Here is a 19250-nt window from a genome sequence, read left to right on the forward strand (position 1 = left end):
CCGCAGGCGAACATCAACGCGTTTTTTTATCGTCCTTGCCAGGAGATGCGCCGTCGCCTGCCTTGGCAAAGGCCCTGATCACATCGCGGACGACTTTGCGCTGCTCGGCCGGTAACGCCAGGAAGGCGTCGATGGCTTCGCGCTCGCGATAGAAGCGCGGGTCTTCCCACTGCGCTCGCTGCTCGCGGATCGCCGATACCGCACGATCACCGAAGCGCAGGGCCTGGGGCTCGACCTTCAACCATTGGGCAATGACCTGGAGCTTGTCCTGCGATGGAATGGACTTTCCGCCCAGCCAGCGCGAAACCGCCTGGAAGGTGACCGATCGGCCCCAGTAGCGGGAATTGAACTCCCTTTCCAGGACGGCAGGGCGATCAGGGTAGCCGGCGGCGAGCATGGCGCTGCGCAGGCGTTCGGCGAATTCCATTTTTTCATTCATGGAGGGGACGTTAAGTTCCAGCTCCATGCCTTATTGAACATACGATTGTATTTAAAATTGAATTCATGCTTTCATTCGCTCGCAAGAACATCCAAGAACGCCGGGAAAGGGAACGACCAGGGACAGACCCCGATTAACTGACTCCGATTGAGTGCGAAAGCTGTTTTCATACAGAGGTAAAAGGACATGCCAATTCCCCATTACCCTCGTTTCGAGGGACTGCGTCTTTCTATTCGTCATGGAAACGACGGTCGTCTCTGGTTCGATGGCAACGAAGTCGCCTGCCTGCTCGACTATCCCGATGGTGCTCTTGCGATCCACCAGTACTGCCGGGTGGAAGGCCTGAGCTTCGGCGAGGCCGACCATCCCGAGCCACGGCTGGATCTGGAGAATGTCTATCGCCTGGCCTTTGCCAGCCAGTCCTTACATGCGCCCCGCTTTACCGCCTGGCTTACTCACCGTCTCCTGCCCCAGCTATGCAATCCCAAATCGAGTTGGGTGCATCTATTCGGCCGACAGTTGCAAATCCTGGACTGGCAGGATGACTGGTGGATACGCATGCGGGACGTAGTCGAGACCTTTGACATGGTGCGGGCGGCCAGATAACCGGGATGGAACAATCAGAGGAAAGAATCGGGGTCAGACCCCGAAAGAACCCGGACCCCGAAAGAACCCGAAAGAACCCCGCAATAACCAATTACCCCGGAGCGGTCAGGGCTGGCGTTTATTCCGGCGACTGGTGCGGCGACGAGATTGTTTGGATGCTTAGGTGAAGGCTGGCAAAGGCGTGGAAAAGGCTTCGCCGTTTTCCACCCTACGCCTGTCTGGAATACGCAGCGGCGCCCCGAAGAGCGCCGCCGCTCGGCTCACGCAGAGAGTTTCTGGCTGAAAATATCCGCCGGCTTGCCGATATCGGTCCGGTCCGCGTTCATCACCTTGTCCCAGGCGGCGACGAAGTCATGCACGAACTTTTCGTTGCCGTCGGCCATGCCGTACACCTCGGCCTGGGCGCGTAGCTCCGATTGCGAGCCGAAGATCAGGTCCACTCGGGTGGCGCTCCAGGTGGGTTGGCGGGTCTTGCGATCGAGGCCCTGGAAGCGGTTCTTGTGTTCGGTCGCTGTCCATTCGTTCTTCATGTCCAGCAGGTTGACGAAGAAGTCGTTCGACAGTGTGCCCACGCGCTGGGTGAAGACGCCTTCCTGGCCGCCGTCCGCATTGGTACCCAGCACCCGCATGCCGCCCACCAGCACGGTCATTTCCGGCGCGCTCAAGCGCAGCAGATGCGCCTTGTCGACCAGCGCTTCCTCGGGCGCCATGAAGTGCGACTCGTGGTAGTAGTTACGGAAGCCGTCCGCCACCGGGCGCAGCGCTTCGAAGGACTGGGCATCGGTCCATTCCTCCAGGGCATCCATCCGCCCGGGGGTGAAGGGGACCGTGACGTCCACTCCGCCGTCTTTGGCGGCCTTTTCGATGGCGGCGCAGCCGGCCAGCACGATCAGGTCCGCCATGGAGACCTTCTTGCCGCCCGTTGCCGAGCCGTTGAACTCGGCCTGGATCTCGCCGATCTTGTGCAGCACCTTCTCCAGTAGCGGCGGGTTGTTGATCTCCCAGTCCTTTTGCGGCGCGAAGCGGATGCGTGCGCCGTTGGCGCCGCCACGCTTGTCCGAGCCGCGATAGGTGGCCGCCGAAGCCCAGGCCACCGAGACCAGCTCGGAGACGGAAAAGCCCATGCCCAGGAGCTTCTGCTTGAGCGCGGCGATGTCCGCCTCGTCGATGACGGGGTGGTCGCGCTCGGGGATCGGGTCCTGCCAGATCAGTCTTTCCTTCGGCACCAGCGGCCCGAGGTAGCGGCCGATCGGCCCCATGTCGCGGTGGGTCAGCTTGAACCAGGCGCGGGCGAAGGCGTCGGCGAACTCGTCCGGGTTTTCCAGGAAATGCCGTGAGATCTTTTCGTAGGCTGGATCGAAGCGCAGCGACAGGTCCGTGGTCAGCATGGTCGGCTTGCGCTTCTTGTTCGGGTCGAAGGGGTCGGGAATGATTTCCGGCACGTCCTTGGCTTGCCATTGATGGGCGCCCGCCGGGCTCTTGGTCAGCTCCCACTCGAAGTTGAACAGATTCTCGAAGAAGTAGTTGGACCACTTCGTCGGGGTCTGGCTCCAGATGACTTCCAGGCCCGAGGTGACAGCGTCGGCCCCTACCCCGCTCTTGTATCGGCTGCGCCAGCCCAGGCCCTGGTCCTCGATGACGGCGCCCTCAGGATCCGGTCCCATCAGCGAGGGATCACCCGCGCCGTGAGTCTTGCCGAAGGTGTGTCCCCCGGCGATCAGCGCCACGGTTTCGTAGTCGTCCATCGCCATGCGGCCAAAGGTTTCGCGGATGTCGATGGCCGCCGCCTTCGGGTCGGGGTTGCCGTTCGGGCCTTCCGGGTTCACGTAGATCAAGCCCATCTGCACTGCGCCCAGGCCCGGGTGCAGTTGCCGTTCGCCGCTGTAGCGCTCGTCGCCCAGCCAGGTGCCCTCAGGCCCCCAGAAGAGTTCTTCCGGCTCCCAGGTGTCGGCACGACCGCCGGCGAAGCCGAACGTCTTGAAGCCCATGGATTCCAGGGCAACATTGCCCGTGAGCACATACAGATCAGCCCACGAGAGCTTGCGCCCGTACTTCTGCTTGATCGGCCAGAGCAGACGCCGGGCCTTGTCCAGCGCGGCGTTGTCCGGCCAGCTGTTGAGCGGCGCGAAGCGCTGCTGGCCACCGCCGGCGCCGCCCCGGCCGTCAGTGATCCGGTAGGTGCCCGCACTGTGCCAGGCCATCCGGATGAACAGCCCGCCGTAATGACCGAAGTCCGCCGGCCACCAATCCTGGGAATCCGTCATCACGGCGTGCAGGTCGGCGATCACCGCATCGAGATCGAGCGAGTTGAACGCGGCGGCGTAGTCAAAATCGCCACCGTACGGATTCGAGCGCGGCGAGTGCTGATTCAGTGAGGTGAGGCTGAGCGCCTCGGGCCACCAGTCGCGATTGGTCGGGCGTTTGCGGGGCGCGCCGGCGCCATGACCGAATGGGCAGACGCCACCCGCCTTTTCTCCAGACTCATCATTCATGTTCTTGTCCTCACGGTTATCGTTGATGCGATCAAGCGCCGCTTCCAAGGGAATTAGGGAATTTAGCACTGAGGCCAGGCCTGAACAAAACCCTACCAGCCAGTCTCGCATTCGGGGACCGCATTCGGTGACAGACCCCAATTTCCCTCTCGATTTCCTCGACGAAATTGATGCAGAACACGTCGTCGTCTTTCAGCGCGCCATGTACGCTGGCGAAGCAGGCCTTGAGCTTTGAAGAAAACCATTCGGGGACAGACCCCGATTCCCTTCAGCCCACCCTAGGGGAGATGTCGGCTGAACCGGCCCAGGCAACCCTGAAACCGCGCGGCTCGCCGTCAGCGGGCCGCAGTCTGGTTCAGGCCGAATTCATGGTCAGCAGCACGAACCCACAGACAATACCGGCCAGCGCGATCAGCCAGCCGATCCGGTAAGCATGGTTTTTCTGTTGCTGGCGGACGGGGTCGACGGGTTTCTTCTTTCTCACGGTGCTTCTGCCTGTCGGAACGGGTCGGCAAGGATACACCCTGAGGCGTGGTTTCCGGATCGCGAGTTCCCATCGCACCACACCCTATGGCTCCAGCCTGCCGCCCGTGCCGGCGCTCGGCCCAAGCGCTTTTCAGCCCATCTATGGAAACGTGGTCGGCGGCGAACCGTCGGCATTGAGCTGGTAGATCTCCCGGGGCCGGCCCTGTGCGTCGAGCACCAGCAGGCCGATGCCAGCGCCGTTCCACAGGCGCTCGCCAGAGTGGCTGCGGTCGGGGATGCGCGGCACGATTTCCAGCCGGCGACGCTTGGTCAGCCCGTTCAGCGGCGAGCGTGGCGCATACAGCCAGCGGTTGAGGCGATCGAACAGGTTCAGCAGCCGGCGCGGGAATTCGTTCTTCACCCCACTGCTGGTGATCTGCCAGATCCGTGGCCCACCGTCGCGGGCGCGGATGTGCACCTCGTAGACGAAGGAATAATGCACATCGCCTGAAAGGATCACGTAGTTACCCGGCGTACGCGAATGACGAAAGATGTTCATCATTACGTGGGCAGCGCCGCGATGGGCCATCCAGTTCTCGGCATCCACCAGCAGCGGTTGTCCGACCCAGCTGAACACCCGCTGCACCGCCTCGATCAGCTTGACGCCGAACATCGGCGCCGGCGAGACGATGAGTACCGCCGGACGGTCGAGGATCTGCTGCTGCAGTTCGCTGAGCGCCTCCCAGTCCATCAGGCCCGACGGCCGGCTGAGGTTGCGCTCGCTGCGCCAGCGCCGGGTGCGTGTGTCGAGCACCACCAGCGGTGGATCGGTGGGCAACTGGTAGCCCCAGCCGTCGAAGCGACGCAAATCGTCGATCAGCCGATCCTGGCCGCCGCCGTCGAGTTGGCCGTCCCGCACCGATGCCAGCAGTTGGCAGGTCTGCTCGATCACCCCCTGGAAACGCTCGGGTTCGTTGCCCCACGCCTGACCCAGCAAGTAGCCGATCAGCGCGTTGCCGATGATCCGCCGCGACAGCGGATGGCCGTAGGCGGTCTGTTCCCAGCGCGCCGAGAGGTTCCAGTCATCGGTGATGTCGTGGTCGTCGAAGATCATCAACGAGGGCACCTGGGCCAGCGCCCGGGCGACCCTGGGCAAGCCCTGGCAGAAGGGCTGCAGGCAGGCGTCTTCCTCACGGTAGCGCCGGGCCTGGGCGTCATCGAGGCCGGGCATGACCGGCTGGATCAGCGACCAGGGCACCGGCGACCACACCAGTAGGTATTGAGCGAAGACTTCTGCCAGGGTGATCAGGTGATTCTGCCCATGGGCCGTGGTGAAGATCGGCTTTTCCACCCCGCCGAAAAAACGTTCGCGCAGGGCTTCGTTGGACTTGAACGCCGGCAGCAGCGCCTCGCGGTGGTAATAGCTGGCGGGATGGGCGAACAGCGCCTCGCTGTCCTCCACCACTGCGCCTTCGAGCCGTTCCCCATAGAGCCCGAGCCGGTGGATCAGCGCATGGACGGCCACCAGCATCGGGCCCGCCACGTCGTCGGCATAGACCTGGTCGCCGGTCATCAGCAGAACGGCTGGCCGACGCTGCGGTTGGTCCCGCTCCTTTTCCAGCAGCGCATCGACGCACAGCAACCCGTCCGCCGCCGGGTAATGAGGCTTGCGGCAGGAACCGTGCAGTACCCGGTCCAGCCTGGACTTGACGACGAAGGCGGGTCGCGACTCGCCCGGATACAGCAGGTGCGGCGCCCACTCGGCAATGCCCTGCTCGGCGGCGCTCCCGGCTTCGTCCCGGCTCGGGTGCAAGCGCAAGTCGTAGCGGATCAGGCAGTCGCAGGGCAGCGGTGTGTCGAGCCGCACATCGATCAGGTGCAGCACGGCATGATTGCCGAGACGCAGGGTGCGGCATGACGCCTCGTCCAGTCGCAGGCTCTGCGCCCCCTGGGCGTCGCTCTCCAGTTGCAGCGACAGTACCAACGGGCGCGTCCCCACCAGCCAGAACACCAGCCGCCCGGGCTCGACCCGGCGCAACAGCGGGCCGGCAATGACGGGCGGCAAGGGATCGGCAGAGGCGGCGGTGTCGGACAAGGGAATTCGCAGTGAAGGTGAGCAATCGCCATTGTGACAGTATCGATGGCCTATCGCTCCGCAGTCAGGCGTTGGCACTTGCATCCGTCCGGACCATTGAATGGGCCAGTCTTCCCCGCCCCTTCGGAAAAATTGTTTACGGAGCACATTAAGCCTATAATTTGTGCATACAGCACAGATGGAGGCCGCCATGTCCGCCCTGGAACAATCCCGCCCTACCCCGGAAGCCGTACTCGCCAAGGCCGTGCTGCGCGCCGCTGAGCAGCTCGGGTTGAAGCAGGCCGAGCTGGCGGCGGTACTGGGCGTCCATCGCACCGCGGTCAGTCGCCTGAAGAGCCAGCCTTCGCTGGCGCCCGACTCCAAGACCGGCGAGCTGGCCCTGCTGCTCATTCGCATGGCCCGCGCCCTGTTTGCCCTGACCGGCGGCGACCGGGACTGGATGCAGCACTTCATGCGCACCCCGAACAAGGTCACCGGTGGCGTGCCGGTGGAGCAGATCGAAACCATCCAGGGGCTGATGAGCGTGCTGCAGTTTGTCGATGCGTCCCGAGGCAAAGTGTGAATGATCTGGGAGCAGTGCCGTGGCCCCGAGCGGATCGGGCCGATCGAGGGACTCATGTTTCGTCTGGTCGAGAGCCAGGAGCAGATCGCCACGCTGAGCTATGTCGACACGCTTGAGGAGCAGGCGCTGCTGGAGGAGATGCTCGAAGCCGCCAAGCCGGACTATCGCGATGCCCATGAGGGGCTGCACTTTCTATTGAGGACGCCCTTTCGCTATCCGCCGCTGAAATGGGGTTCAAGGTTCGGCCGGGTGCATGAGCCGAGCCTGTTCTATGGTGGCGGCTCGGTGGCGACGACCCTGGCCGAGTCGGCGTTCTACCGGCTGGTGTTCTGGTTCTCGATGGATGGCGAGCCGATCAAGGCGCACATGCGCACCGAGCACACGCTGTTCTCGGTCGGCTACAGGACGCCACACGGGGTCCGCCTGCAAGACGCTTCCTTCCATCTGCACCTGGCGGAGCTGACCCACCCCCGTCACTACACCGCCTGCCAGGCGCTCGGCACGGCCATGCGCGAAGCCGGGGTCCAGGCATTCGAATACCGATCCGCCCGGGACCCGGCCGGCGGGCTCTGCGCGGCGCTGTTCAGCGCCGAAGCCTTCACCTCCAGAGCGCCTCTGGACAAGGCTCAGTGGCTCTGTGAAACCACCGCTCGGGAGGTGTCGTTCAAGCAGGTCGGCTCACGGGAGGTGCTGAGCTATGCCCTGGAAGCCTTTCTGGTAGACGGCGAATTGCCGCTGCCGGCTTAGGGTCACGACTCGCCAAACAGCGCTGTCCAGTAGATTCCTGCATCGCTCTGCGGATCGACCGCATAGGCACCGCCGAAGGCGCCGGAGGCCGGGTTCATCAGGCGGGCGCAATCACCTGGCGTTGCCAACCAGGCAGCGACTACCGAGGGTGCCCGGTCCCGTGCAGCGGCGATGTTTTGCGCCACCTGCCCGCCGATGAAGCCAGCCAGGTCGGCTCGGTCACCCGGGATACGGCCGTCACGGTCGAGATGGCTGTAGAAATTGCCGTTGGCCATGGCGCGGCTGTGGGCCTCCGCCGCCATCGCCAGGGCCGGATTCCAGCTGAGCGGCGGCGCGGCAGCAAAGGCCTGTTCACCACACTGGCGCGCCTGACGCCGCGCCGCATTGACCTCGTCCAGCAAGCGCTGGCCTTCGCCTTGCCAGTCGCCGAGGCCACGGCTCAGCAGCGGCCGCGCCAGCACGATCCGCCAGTCCCGCCCTGCCCGGCTGACGCCAAGGTCGACGAAACGCGGGTCGAGCAGCACCTGGCAGAAGCTTTCCTGCAAGACGCCCATCGCCGCCTGGGCATCACGCGGGCCCGACAGGCTGATCGCACGGACCTGCGCCATCAGGTAGCCCGCCTCGGCCAGCGACTCCTGCAGATCCCCCGCGCCATCGGCCGGAAGCATCAGTCGGGAGTCGGACGCCAGCGGTGGCAGCTCTCCGCCGACGGCGTCCCGGCAACTCTGCAGCTGGCCACGATAGGCATTGATGGCCTCGGCCAGCTGTCCTTCCTCGGCCGCGTTACTGGCTCCGGTCACCAACCCCAGAGCCAACGCAAGCGCCACGCCCTTCACTTGCACTGCCCCACCATCCATGTACGTCTCCCACCGTTGTCTCTGCTGATTCTAGGCGCGCCGGGCAGGCGGGTAAAAGCCGGGACAGAGGCAAGTCGAAACGACCGGCAGACCAGAGGACCGCTGACATTACCGGGCAAGCCATTACAATGACCGCCCTGTCCTGATACCCGACGCCCGCGCCATGTCATTACCCAAGCACCATCTGGAACTGCTCGCCCCCGCCCGTGATGTCGCCATCGCCCGCGAGGCCATCCTGCATGGCGCGGATGCCGTCTATATCGGAGGCCCGAGCTTCGGCGCACGGCACAACGCCTGCAACGAGGTGGGGGAGATCGCCGAGCTGGTGAAGTTTGCCCACCAGTACCACGCGCGGGTATTCGTCACCCTCAACACCATCCTGCACGACGATGAACTGGAGCCGGCGCGCCGGCTGATCGGTCAGTTCTACGACGCGGGCGTCGACGCGCTGATCATCCAGGACCTGGGCATCCTTGAATTGGATATCCCACCCATCGAGCTGCACGCCAGTACCCAGACCGATATCCGCACGCTGGAGCGGGCCAGGTTTCTCGATCAGGCCGGGTTCTCGCAGCTGGTGCTGGCGCGCGAGCTCAATCTCAAGGAAATCCGCGCCATCAGCGATGCCACCGACGCGGCCATCGAGTTCTTCATCCACGGCGCGCTGTGCGTGGCCTTCTCCGGGCAATGCAACATCTCCCATGCGCAGACCGGGCGCAGCGCCAACCGCGGCGACTGCTCGCAGGCCTGCCGCCTGCCCTTCACCCTGAAGGACGACCAGGGCCGCGTGGTGGCCTTCGAGAAGCACCTGCTGTCGATGAAGGACAACAACCAGAGCGCCAACCTGCGCGCGCTGATCGACGCTGGGGTGCGCTCCTTCAAGATCGAGGGCCGCTACAAGGACATGGGCTATGTGAAGAACATCACCGCCTATTACCGCCAGCGCCTCGACGAAATCCTCGAAGAGCGCCCAGACCTTGCGCGCGCCTCCAGCGGACGCACCCAGCACTTCTTCGTGCCGGACCCGGACAAGACCTTCCACCGCGGCAGCACCGACTACTTCGTCAGCGAGCGCAAGGCGGACATCGGCGCCTTCGACTCGCCGACCTTCACCGGCCTGCCGGTGGGCGAGGTGCTCAAGGTGGGCAAGCGCGACCTGATTGCACGCACCCAAGAGCCCTTGTCCAACGGCGACGGACTGAACGTGCTGGTCAAGCGCGAGGTCGTCGGCTTTCGCGCCAGCGTGGTGAAGGCGCTCGCGCAGTTCGAGGAAGATGGCCAGCCGCGCTTCGAATACCGCATCGAACCCAACGAGATGCCGGCCGCGCTCGCCAAGCTGCGCCCGAACCACCCGCTCAATCGCAACCTCGACCACAACTGGCAGCAGGCGCTGCAGAAGACCTCCGCCGAGCGGCGCATCGGCCTGCGCTGGCAGGCGCGCCTGAGCGAAGCGACGCTGGAACTGACCGCCTCCAGCGAGGACGGCGCGAGCGCCAGCGTGCGCCTGGACGGGCCCTTCGGCGAGGCGAAAAAGCCCGAGCAGGCGCTGGAGCAGCTAGGCGATCTGCTGGCTCAGCTGGGCACCACGATCTATCACGCCGAGGCCGTCGAGCTGGACGCACCGCAGGCGTTCTTCATTCCCAATTCGCAGCTCAAGGCATTGCGCCGGGAGGCGGTCGAGGCGCTGACGGCCGCGCGCGTGGCCGCCCACCCGCGAAGCTATCGCAAGCCCGAGAGTGATCCACCGCCGACGTATCCGGAATCGCACCTGTCGTTTCTCGCCAACGTCTACAACGAGAAAGCCCGGGCCTTCTACCACCGCCATGGGGTACAGCTGATCGACGCCGCCTACGAGGCCCACGAGGAAACCGGCGAGGTGCCGGTGATGATCACCAAGCACTGCCTGCGTTTTTCCTTCAACCTCTGCCCGAAACAGGCCAAGGGCGTGACCGGCGTGCGCACCAGGGTCGAGCCGATGCAGCTGATCCAGGGCGATGAAGTGCTGACGCTGAAGTTCGACTGCAAGCCCTGCGAGATGCATGTGATCGGCAGGATCAAGGGCCACATCCTCGACCTGCCCCAGCCCGGCAGCGGGGCCGGCGTGGTCGGCCAGATCAGCCCCGAGGATCTGCTGAAAACCATCCGGCGCTAGCCGCCCCAGGCGGAGCAGCGGTCCTCTGATCGCGTCCCGCCCTTCAACCGGCCATAGCCCGGTCACGGGGTCGGTCATTCGCGCGGGTTCGTGTTCCAATCGCTGCTCACGCAGTGGGAGTCCAGTGTTCATGCAAAAGGCAGAATCCCGGCAGCGCAAGGCGATTCGCCTTGAGCGGCTGCAACGCTTCATCGACTGGGCATCCGCGACCTGGGCCGAGTTCGTACCAAAGAAGAACCATCAGGAAAAGTGGTTTACCGCCTACGGCGGCTACCAGAACCTGCAGATCGGTCGCGCCGCGAAACTGTTCTGGCTCGGCTTCGAGGCGCCGGCGGTAGCCTCGGCACTGCCGGCGCTCGACCCCAAGAGCCTGGCGGGTCGACTGGTCAACCGCGACCTCAACGACTACCGATGCCCCGTGGACCTGTTCGGCAGCGAAATCCTGGTGGACTGTGGCCCGGCGAAAAACCTGATGGAGCCGGACTGGGCATTGGCATTTCCCGACAGCGATTCAGCCGAGGCTTTCGAGCCCCAGGTGCAGCAGCGCGTGGAGCGGGTCGTCCGTGACCGCCTGGCACAACTCGAAGCGCCGCTGGCGCGCCTCGCCGAACAGGAGCGCCAGGACTGCCTGGCCCGCCTGCGGCCGGAGCTTGCGCGTCTGGAGGAATCACTGCCCAGGGTGGTCGACGCGCTGAACGAGGCCTTGCACGAGCTGCGTTATGTCGTTGGACTGCAGCAAGGCACGCTGGCGCTGGAAATCCAGCGGCGCGTGCCGGCTGGCCAGGACCATGTGCTGAGCGAAGTCGAAGTGGAGGCCTGGAAAACCCGCGATCGCCAGACCTTCCAGGCCCGCTTCGAGCTCTTGCTGGACGCCGCCGAAGGGGTCGATCTGCAGCCTCTGGGGCACAAGCGTCTGCTCGAGCTGCTCATGCTCGAGCCGGCCAAGCTGCGCAAGGCGGTCCGCCAGGCCCGCGACGAGCATCGCGAGCGTGCCGCCTTCGCGGTACTGCTGGAGAACAACCCGCGCTTCGTCCACTACCACCAGCTGTACCCGGCGCGTCATCTGACCCGCCAGTGGACTGCCCTGCTCGGTCCCACCAACAGCGGCAAGACCCACCGCTCCATCGAGGCGATGGTGGCGGTCAAGCATGCAATCTACCTGTCACCGCTGCGGCTGATGGCGCTGGAGAACCAGGAGCGCATCGAGTCCATGGGCGTGCCCTGCTCGCTGATCACTGGCGAAGAGCAGATCATTCGTGAAGGCGCCACCCACTTCTGCTGCACCGTGGAGGAATTCGCGCGCTTTCGCCATCAGCACTGGGACGTGGTGGTGGTCGACGAAGTGCAGATGATGGCCGATTCCCAGCGCGGCTGGGCCTGGGTCGATGCGCTGGTCGCCGCGCACACGCCCGAGCTGCTGATGACCGGCCCGGCGCTGATCGAGCCGTCGCTCAGGACGCTGTGCGAACTCTGCGAGGATCGCCTGAAGGTGGTGCGCACCAAGCGCCTTTCTCCAGTGGAGGTGTCGCGCCATGCCACCACCCTCAAGCATCTCGAGCCCGGCTCGATGCTGGTGGCCTTCAGCCGCCGCACCGTGCTGGAGCTAAAGGGCCTGCTGGAAACCACCGGCAAACAGGTGGCGGTGGTCTATGGCGCCCTCTCGCCGGAAGTCCGCCGCGAGCAGGCGCGGCGCTTTCGTGAAGGCGAGGCGGATCTGATGGTCGCCACCGATGCGGTGGGCATGGGGCTGAACCTGCCGGCGCACACCCTCTGCTTCTACACCGACGAGAAGTTCGACGGGGTACAGAATCGCCAGCTGAAGATCCAGGAGGTCAAGCAGATCGGCGGCCGCGCCGGGCGCTTCGGACACCATGAAAGCGGCACCATCACCACCCTCGACCCGCAGACCCTGAAGTCCATCAAGCGCCTTTTCAACAGTCCCGACGAGCCGGTGGCGCTCTCGCAGTTTCAGGTGCGGCCCTCGATCGAGCATCTGCGCGACATTTCCCATCTGATGAACGAGCCGAGCCTGCTGCGCGCCTGGCTGACCTTCAACCGCAACATCAACTACGGCGAGGCCTTCGTCTCGGTGCTGCCGGACGAACTGGCGGCCTGGATCGAGCTGATCGACGACCCGGCGTATGACCTGTCACTGCGCTGGATCTTTGCCTGCACGCCGATTCGCGGCGGCCTCGACAGCCGTGCCAGCGAGTTCGCCCAGGCCTGGCTCCGGCGCGTGGCCGGCGGTCAGGCAGTGCCGCTGCCGCGACTGGTGATCGAGTCGGACCTGGCCACCCTGGAAGGTTCGCTGCATGTGATCGAAACCTACCTGCACCTGGCCCGGACGCTGCCGGCATACTTTCCGGACGTGGAAAAGGGCGAAGACCATCGCCGCCTGCTGAACGATGCCATCACCCGGGAACTCTCCCGCCAGCGTCGACCACGGCAGTCGGACAAGCGCCGGGTAACGGGCAAGGGCCGGCAGTGCCAGCAGTGCGGCAAAACCATGCCGGCGGCATTGAGCCGGGAGTTTCGCCTCTGCCAGTCCTGCTGGAAGCAGCGGCGCTAGCCGTCCGCGCCGATCAGCCGGCGAGGCCCCTCAGCCCAGCGGGCTCTCACCAGGGTTGACCCCCTCGTCCCGGTCATCGAACTGCTCCGGCACATTACCCGGTGCGTTTTCGGGGTTGGGGCCGTCGCCGTATTCGTCGTAGTCCGGCGGGGTCAGACCATCCTTGAGGGGGTCGTCTTTATCGATCATTTCGGGCTCCGTCTTCTCTATGCGGGCGCCGTTCGCGCCCGTCCAGCGTAGGAGGACGCCTGGCAAGCGACGTTCAGAGCGCGGCGACGACCCGCGCTACAGCGCTCCGGCGCTGACCGGACGCGCCAGGCGCAGGGTGGTGACCAGACAGAGCGCCAGCCCGCCGAGCGCCAGCAATCCCCCGGCCATGCCGATCTGGGCGACGCCAACCCCGTCGGTCACCAGACTGCCCAGCAATGCCCCGCCGCCAATGCCGATGTTGAAGATTCCGGAATACAGCGCCATGGCCACGTCGGTGGCGTCCTCGGCCAGCGACAGCACACGCGACTGCAGGCTCAGGGCGAAGCAAGTCCCGGCGATGCCCCAGATCACCACCAGCGGCGCCAGCCATGAAGCGTCGCTGGCGGCCGGCAGGAGCAGGAACATGCAGCAGGCGATGACCGCAATGGCAATCAGCGGCAGGCCCTTCGGGTAGCGGTTGGCGTAGCGGCTGAACAACAGCGAACCCAGGATGCCGGCACCGCCGAAGAGCAGCAGCAAGCCGGTGGTCATGTCACTGCCGAGGCGGGCAACGGTACGCGCGAAGGGCTCGATGTAGCTGTAGGCGGTGAAATGCGCGGTGATCATCAGTGCAGTCAGCAGATATACCGCGACCAGGGCCGGCCGGCGAAACAGCTCTGGCACACTGCGGAGCGAACCGGCGTTCTGGCTTGGCAGGCGCGGCAGGCTTTTCATCAGGCACAGCATGGTGAAGCCGGCGACCACGCCGATGGCCAGGAAGGTCGTGCGCCAGCCCAGCGCTTCGCCGAGTACCCGACCCAGCGGAATGCCCAGCACCGTGGCCAGCGCACAGCCGGTGGCGAGCAGGCTCAGCGCCTGGGCCTTCTTGCCTTCGGGCGCCACGCGTATCGCCAGCGATGCGGTGATCGACCAGAACACCGCATGGGTCAGGGCGATGCAGACCCGGCTGAGCACCAGCATGCCGAAGCTGGTGGCGAGGCCGGAGAGGACATGACTGGCCACGAACAGTACAAAGAGCACGACGAGCAGGCGCCGCCGTTCCATGTTGCGGGTAGCCAGCATCAGCGGCAGCGACATCAGCGCCACGATCCAGGCGTAGAGCGTCAGCATCAGCCCGACCCGCGCCGGAGGCAGCTCGAAACTCTGGCCGATATCGCTGAGCAGCGCGATCGGGATGAACTCGGTGGTGTTGAAGACGAAAGCGGCCAGCGCCAGCGCAATCACGCTGAGCCAGCTACCGGGACGGGCATCCGCAGCGGCAGTCATGTCGGTATCTACAGTCGGCCACGTCACGCCCACGCGGCGCTGGACGGGCAGGCCGGCGAACGAACTGGCAGGAGTGGGAAAAGCGTGCAATAGCGCAGCGGCGACGCACGGCAAGGGCGAGCGGCGCGGATTCTACGCCTGCCCTGACAGCGCCCACAATGCGCTTTCCAGAGCCGTTCGAGCCTTGACGACAAACGGTGCGCGGCACCTGGCAACAATCCTTCTGGAACCATCCGCCGGCCTGCTCCGCCCAATGCTTACCAGGTACAACCGACAGCAAGGTGCAGACATGACCGAGATCCTCATAGCCGCATTCGACCGCTACGAAGACGCCGCAGAGGCCAAGCAGGCGCTGCTGGCCGAAGGTCTGGCGAACGACGACGTCCAGCTTTCCGCCTCGAAGAATCCCGACACCGTCGCCAGCAGCCAGGTGGACGTTTCGGTCGAGGGCAAGGAATCAGCCGCGGAGAAGCTCGGCGCCCAGGTCGGCGATTTCTTCAATACCCTGTTCGGCCGCGACACCGACGACCATCCGGACTACCGCGAGGCGATTCGCCGTGGCTCCACCGTCCTCACCGTCAGCCTGCCGGACGCCAGCGGGATCGAGCGCATCGAGCAGTTGCTGATCGACAAGGGCGCCATCGACATCGACGAACGCAGCGCCGAATGGGGCGATGGCAGCCGCCGGCCGGAGACCGCCTCCACCGAGACATTGACCACCGGTTACCCTGAGGCCAGTTCGGTAACTACCGGGGTGACCGAAACCGATACGACCACGGCGGAGCACCTCAAGAACGAGGCGAGCGGCATTCCTGGCCAGGCGGAAAATCGCACCGCCGCCACGCGCAAGAACAGCGCCGGGCGAGTCCGGCTGGTCAGCCGCTGAGGGCGAGGTACAGGCTCAGCCGTGACAGGGCTGGGCCTGCTCGCGGACCAGACGCATCACCGGAGTGGAGGTCAGCCTGAAACGCGGGGAGCGCTCGAATCCGGCGCTCTCCAGCGCCCGTGCGGTCCAATCGTTCGAGGTGTTGAACAGGTGGTAGCGCCCCCTGGCCTCGTAGAACTGGCTGATCGGGTAGCGCCCGGTTGCCGAAGGGATCGGACGACCCTCCGCGTCATAACGAAAGCTGGCGCCGACGAAGGCGATCAGCGCCTTGAGTTGCGGTTCGCTGAGGCAGACTTCCACCACCTCGCCCGCGAAGTAGCGCGACGGCTCCATTGGCAGTGACATTACGTGCAGCGTCGCCTCACTCGGCCGGAACAGCGCGTTGACCGCCAGCCGCAGCCCGCCCTTCTCGGCCGGGTAATAGCCGGCATCTCCCCAACCGAATTCGAAATATGCCGGTGCGGCGGTCTGCGCCTCCAGCGTCGGGATCGCCGCCTGCACGGCGGACGCGGCGATAGCCACACCGCTGTGTCGGCCATGGTCCACCACATAGGCCCTGTGCAGCGCCGGCGCGGCGGCCGATCCGCCGGGCACCACGGCTTCGGGCTTGCCATTGCAGGCGGCGGTCATCGACAAGGTGAGCAACAGGATGGCTGGTTTCATGGCCGCGCTTTCATCTCGGGCGCCCCGGCGGGACGTATCGGTTGATCGGGGTTATGGGTTAGGCTCCGCAGTCCGTCCAAACAGGAGTATCTATCATGGCCAAGGCCACCGCCCGTCACATCCTGGTTTCCAGCGAAGCCAAGTGCAATGAACTCAAGGCAGCCATCGAAGGCGGCGCCGATTTTGCCCAGGTTGCCAAGGACAACTCGTCCTGCCCCTCCAGCCGGGACGGCGGCAACCTCGGCTCGTTCGGCCCGGGGCAGATGGTCAAGGAATTCGATACCGTCGTGTTCAGCGCGCCGGTGGGCGAAGTCCAGGGTCCGGTGAAGACCCAGTTCGGCTACCACCTGGTGGAAGTGACCAGCCGCCAGGACTGATCCTTCCCCTCCAGGGCCTGGCCTGCGCCGCGTTCCAGGCCCTGGCGCGTTCGGCAATCCATCCCTCGGAACGCGCTTCCACCGTCATTGCCGACCCGCCGGCAGCAGGCCTTCCAAGCGGCCAGCGGGCAGCCTCATCGCCTGCAGCAGCACTTTTGTAGTAGTCCAAAAAAATTACTACAAACCCGTTGACGACATCCCGTTCCCGCTTGCATGATGAAGACGCTTCCCTAACAGGGAGCCCTGGTAAAGGGTATTCGGAACGTGCGCAGGCCAACCAGCCGAACCGTTTCGCACCTGTACTGCCCACAAGGCGGACTGATGAGTTTGACTGGCCCCATCGCCCGAATGACGGCGAGAAGCCGGCGAAACGTCTTCACGATGCGCCGTACAGCAGTTCCACGGCTCACTGACGTCCGCCCCCTTCTCCCTCCTTCACGATTCGGATCAGCCAGGCTCCTGGCCCTGCTTCGTGTAGTCCGCTTCGATCAGCGCTACATAAAGGTTCAGGTCGTTTTCGACCGACCCCGCGACGGTGTCTTCAGGCTCATGCGCCATGAGACCGCCTCGACGGGGCAACCCAACCCACAGCGTAACTTTTTCTCGAATCAGTTAGATCAACGGATGAGGCCCTGCACTATGAACCTGAACAAACAACCCACGCTGGACGACCTGGCTCGCCTCTTTGCCCAGCGCAAGGACAAGTACGATAGCCACATCCTCTGGGTCTGCGAATCGGGCGAAGTTCGCCTCGATACTCTGCCGCCCGAGGTCGCCGAGGATGAGTTCGTCAAGCGCACCCCGAGCATGCGGGCACGGTTCCGGACCTACCGTCGGGGCGGCGGCTACGTCGGCAAGAAGGCCGCGGCTGACCGCGACTTCATGGGCCGCCTGTACCAGACGCTGCATCAGCAATGGCTGGCCTCGCAAAGCGCGCCAAAGGTGACCTTTATCGACCGCTACTGCTGACAGCCCTTGCGCCTGTCGAAAGGCCTTCCGGCGCCACTGCCGGGAGGCCTTTTTCATAGCCGCATGTCGCAACGCTGCACCGACGGACGCTTCCAACTGCTCGCATGGATACAGGCCGCCGAAGACAAGGCATGGGTGCCCTGACCCCGCATGAGGGGCTAGAATCGGCGCTTTCACGTCCGGACCGGCCGGACGTCGACTGATATCGCGAGAGAACCGACACATGGGCGCCCAATGGAAAGCCAAACCCAAGGAAGCCGCGGCCAATGCCCGGGGCAAGATCTTTGGCAAGCTGGTCAAGGAGATCATGATCGCCGCGCGCAACGGCGCCGATCCGGACATGAATCCCAAGCTGCGGTTGGCGGTGCACCAGGCGAAAAAGGCCTCGATGCCCAAGGACACCCTCGAGCGCGCCATCAGGAAAGGCGCCGGACTGTCCGGCGAGGTGGTCAATTACGAGCGTACCCTGTACGAAGGCTTCGCCCCGCACCGGGTGCCGGTGATCGTCGAATGCCTGACCGATAACCTCAACCGTACCGTCGCCGAAATCCGAGTGCTGTTCCGCAAGGGTCAGCTCGGGACTTCCGGTTCGGTGAGCTGGGATTTCGACCATCTGGGCATGATCGAGGCAAGCCCTGAAGGCGAGGCCGATGCCGAACTGGCGGCCATCGAGGCCGGCGCGCAGGACTTCGAGCCCGCCGAGGAAGGCGCCACGCTGTTCTACACTGACCCTACCGACCTGGACGCGGTCTGCCGCGCGCTCCCTGAATTCGGCTTTACCGTCAATTCGGCGCAGCTCGGCTACAAGGCCAGGAACCCGGTGAGCCTGTCTGCCGCCGAGCTCGAGGAGGTTGAAGCCTTTCTCGAAGCGCTCGATGCCCATGACGATGTACAGAACGTCTACGTCGGCCTTGGTGCCTGACTCCGTCCGTCGCCAGCGAAAAGTGCCTGCGCTCGGTCATGCTGCGTTGAAAAGCGGCTCGGAATGCTCATTTACGACTAGTAAACTCCGCTTTCTCGCCGCTTTTCGCCTTGCTTGACCTTCGCTCGGCTGACTTTTTCTACAGGCCCTAGACTCAGCGTAACGGGCATCCAGCCCCTGAACCGACGGAGACACAGCCATGTTTGAGGTAACCCGCCGCGGCACTGACCGGATCGACGTGAATTTTTCCGGCAAGCTCGACAGTGATGCCATGAAGGCCGCGCTCGACGATCTACTGTTCAAGTCCGAGGGCATAGAGCACGGTGTCATGCACTACCGGATCGGCGAGTTCGACCTGCCGACGCTGGGGGCGATCGGCGTCGAACTCGCACGCATCCCGCGGCTGTTGCGTTTCATCCGCCGCTTCGACCGAGTGGCGGTACTCGCCGAGCAGGACTGGCTGCGCCGCGCCAGCGAGATCGAGGGCGCGATGATTCCGGGGCTGAGCATCAAGGCCTTCACCCATGCGCAGGAAGTCGAAGCCGAGGCCTGGCTGGCGCACCCGAGATGACCCAAGAGAGAAGCATGCATCCTCCTCGAGGCCTCCCGCTTGTCCTGTTGCTGCTGTTTGCCTTGCTCGCCGGCTGCGCCTCTAAGGGGCCGTCAGGGTATTCCCAGACCGGGCAGGCCTCGTTCTACGGCGCCCGGCACCACGGCAACCAGACAGCCAACGGCGAGCGCTTCAATCAGCGTGCAATGACCGCCGCGCATCGCTCGCTACCCTTCGGTTCGAAGGTGCGGGTGACCAACCTGGACAACGGCAAGCAGGTGACCGTGCGCATCAACGATCGCGGCCCGTTCGTCAGGGGCCGCATCATCGACCTGTCCCGCGGGGCTTTCGCACGCATTGCCGACACCCGCCAGGGGATCGTTCCGGTAAAGATCGAAGTCATCAGATAACCGGCACGAGCCT

General features: G+C 64.7%; 19 protein-coding genes. 11 read left to right on the plus strand and 8 right to left on the minus strand.

Going from position 1 to position 19250, the window contains the following annotated elements; translation table 11 throughout:
* Positions 1 to 13: 13 nt before the first annotated feature.
* Positions 14 to 439, minus strand: a complete 426-nt coding sequence (locus ACFOMF_RS00945) for a transcriptional regulator (protein ID WP_386360328.1) — start codon at positions 437 to 439, stop codon at positions 14 to 16.
* A 186-nt stretch (positions 440 to 625) separates the two neighbouring features.
* On the opposite strand from ACFOMF_RS00945, the gene ACFOMF_RS00950 reads away from it, so the two are divergent.
* Complete coding sequence (locus ACFOMF_RS00950; RefSeq protein ID WP_386360330.1) at positions 626 to 1045, plus strand: BRO family protein; 420 nt, start codon at positions 626 to 628, stop codon at positions 1043 to 1045.
* A 260-nt stretch (positions 1046 to 1305) separates the two neighbouring features.
* On the opposite strand, the gene katG is transcribed toward ACFOMF_RS00950, so the two are convergent.
* The 3 genes from katG to ACFOMF_RS00965 all read right to left on the minus strand — a co-directional run bounded on the left by katG (position 1306) and on the right by ACFOMF_RS00965 (position 6097).
* Entirely contained in the window at positions 1306 to 3537 is a 2232-nt protein-coding gene (katG, locus tag ACFOMF_RS00955) for a catalase/peroxidase HPI (RefSeq protein ID WP_386360332.1), read from the minus strand.
* 355 nt (positions 3538 to 3892) lie between these two features.
* A complete protein-coding gene (locus ACFOMF_RS00960; protein ID WP_386360334.1) occupies positions 3893 to 4021 on the minus strand; it encodes a hypothetical protein in 129 nt (42 codons plus the stop codon).
* 141 nt (positions 4022 to 4162) lie between these two features.
* Positions 4163 to 6097, minus strand: coding sequence for an alkaline phosphatase D family protein (locus ACFOMF_RS00965; protein WP_386360336.1), 1935 nt, complete (start codon positions 6095 to 6097; stop codon positions 4163 to 4165).
* Between the two features lie 190 nt (positions 6098 to 6287).
* Between ACFOMF_RS00965 and ACFOMF_RS00970 the strand changes: the two genes are divergently transcribed.
* Together ACFOMF_RS00970 and ACFOMF_RS00975 are read left to right on the plus strand one after the other, a co-directional pair.
* Positions 6288 to 6659: an MbcA/ParS/Xre antitoxin family protein gene (locus ACFOMF_RS00970; protein WP_386360338.1), complete on the plus strand. Its 372-nt coding sequence runs from the start codon at positions 6288 to 6290 to the stop codon at positions 6657 to 6659.
* Positions 6660 to 7406: an RES family NAD+ phosphorylase gene (locus ACFOMF_RS00975; RefSeq protein WP_386360340.1), complete on the plus strand. Its 747-nt coding sequence runs from the start codon at positions 6660 to 6662 to the stop codon at positions 7404 to 7406.
* 2 nt (positions 7407 to 7408) lie between these two features.
* Here ACFOMF_RS00975 and ACFOMF_RS00980 read toward each other — a convergent pair whose 3' ends face one another.
* Complete coding sequence (locus ACFOMF_RS00980; protein ID WP_386360342.1) at positions 7409 to 8263, minus strand: CAP domain-containing protein; 855 nt, start codon at positions 8261 to 8263, stop codon at positions 7409 to 7411.
* Positions 8264 to 8426: 163 nt separating this feature from the next.
* On the opposite strand from ACFOMF_RS00980, the gene ACFOMF_RS00985 reads away from it, so the two are divergent.
* Entirely contained in the window at positions 8427 to 10415 is a 1989-nt protein-coding gene (locus ACFOMF_RS00985) for a peptidase U32 family protein (protein WP_386360344.1), read from the plus strand.
* A 130-nt stretch (positions 10416 to 10545) separates the two neighbouring features.
* Complete coding sequence (locus ACFOMF_RS00990; RefSeq protein ID WP_386360345.1) at positions 10546 to 12984, plus strand: DEAD/DEAH box helicase; 2439 nt, start codon at positions 10546 to 10548, stop codon at positions 12982 to 12984.
* Between the two features lie 30 nt (positions 12985 to 13014).
* On the opposite strand, the gene ACFOMF_RS00995 is transcribed toward ACFOMF_RS00990, so the two are convergent.
* On the minus strand, positions 13015 to 13173 hold the full coding sequence (locus ACFOMF_RS00995; protein ID WP_386360347.1) for a hypothetical protein: 159 nt from the start codon (positions 13171 to 13173) through the stop codon (positions 13015 to 13017).
* Between the two features lie 96 nt (positions 13174 to 13269).
* Positions 13270 to 14460 carry a sugar transporter gene (locus tag ACFOMF_RS01000; protein ID WP_386360349.1) on the minus strand — a complete coding sequence of 397 codons (1191 nt, stop codon included), beginning with the start codon at positions 14458 to 14460 and terminating at the stop codon, positions 13270 to 13272.
* Positions 14461 to 14749: 289 nt separating this feature from the next.
* Between ACFOMF_RS01000 and ACFOMF_RS01005 the strand changes: the two genes are divergently transcribed.
* Positions 14750 to 15346 (plus strand): hypothetical protein, encoded by a 597-nt coding sequence (locus tag ACFOMF_RS01005; protein WP_386360351.1) that lies wholly within the window; start codon positions 14750 to 14752, stop codon positions 15344 to 15346.
* Between the two features lie 15 nt (positions 15347 to 15361).
* Here ACFOMF_RS01005 and ACFOMF_RS01010 read toward each other — a convergent pair whose 3' ends face one another.
* Positions 15362 to 16009, minus strand: coding sequence for a DUF2459 domain-containing protein (locus tag ACFOMF_RS01010; RefSeq protein WP_386360352.1), 648 nt, complete (start codon positions 16007 to 16009; stop codon positions 15362 to 15364).
* Between the two features lie 95 nt (positions 16010 to 16104).
* Between ACFOMF_RS01010 and ACFOMF_RS01015 the strand changes: the two genes are divergently transcribed.
* The 5 genes from ACFOMF_RS01015 to ACFOMF_RS01035 all read left to right on the plus strand — a co-directional run bounded on the left by ACFOMF_RS01015 (position 16105) and on the right by ACFOMF_RS01035 (position 19237).
* Complete coding sequence (locus tag ACFOMF_RS01015) at positions 16105 to 16386, plus strand: peptidylprolyl isomerase (RefSeq protein WP_386360353.1); 282 nt, start codon at positions 16105 to 16107, stop codon at positions 16384 to 16386.
* A 639-nt stretch (positions 16387 to 17025) separates the two neighbouring features.
* A complete protein-coding gene (locus tag ACFOMF_RS01020) occupies positions 17026 to 17355 on the plus strand; it encodes a hypothetical protein (RefSeq protein WP_386360354.1) in 330 nt (109 codons plus the stop codon).
* Between the two features lie 223 nt (positions 17356 to 17578).
* On the plus strand, positions 17579 to 18277 hold the full coding sequence (locus ACFOMF_RS01025; RefSeq protein ID WP_386360356.1) for a YebC/PmpR family DNA-binding transcriptional regulator: 699 nt from the start codon (positions 17579 to 17581) through the stop codon (positions 18275 to 18277).
* 199 nt (positions 18278 to 18476) lie between these two features.
* Entirely contained in the window at positions 18477 to 18848 is a 372-nt protein-coding gene (locus tag ACFOMF_RS01030) for a SpoIIAA family protein (RefSeq protein WP_386360358.1), read from the plus strand.
* A gap of 14 nt (positions 18849 to 18862) precedes the next feature.
* Entirely contained in the window at positions 18863 to 19237 is a 375-nt protein-coding gene (locus tag ACFOMF_RS01035; RefSeq protein ID WP_386360360.1) for a septal ring lytic transglycosylase RlpA family protein, read from the plus strand.
* Positions 19238 to 19250 lie beyond the last annotated feature (13 nt).

It is taken from the genome of Stutzerimonas tarimensis (assembly GCF_042648805.1).
Lineage (GTDB): Bacteria > Pseudomonadota > Gammaproteobacteria > Pseudomonadales > Pseudomonadaceae > Azomonas > Azomonas tarimensis.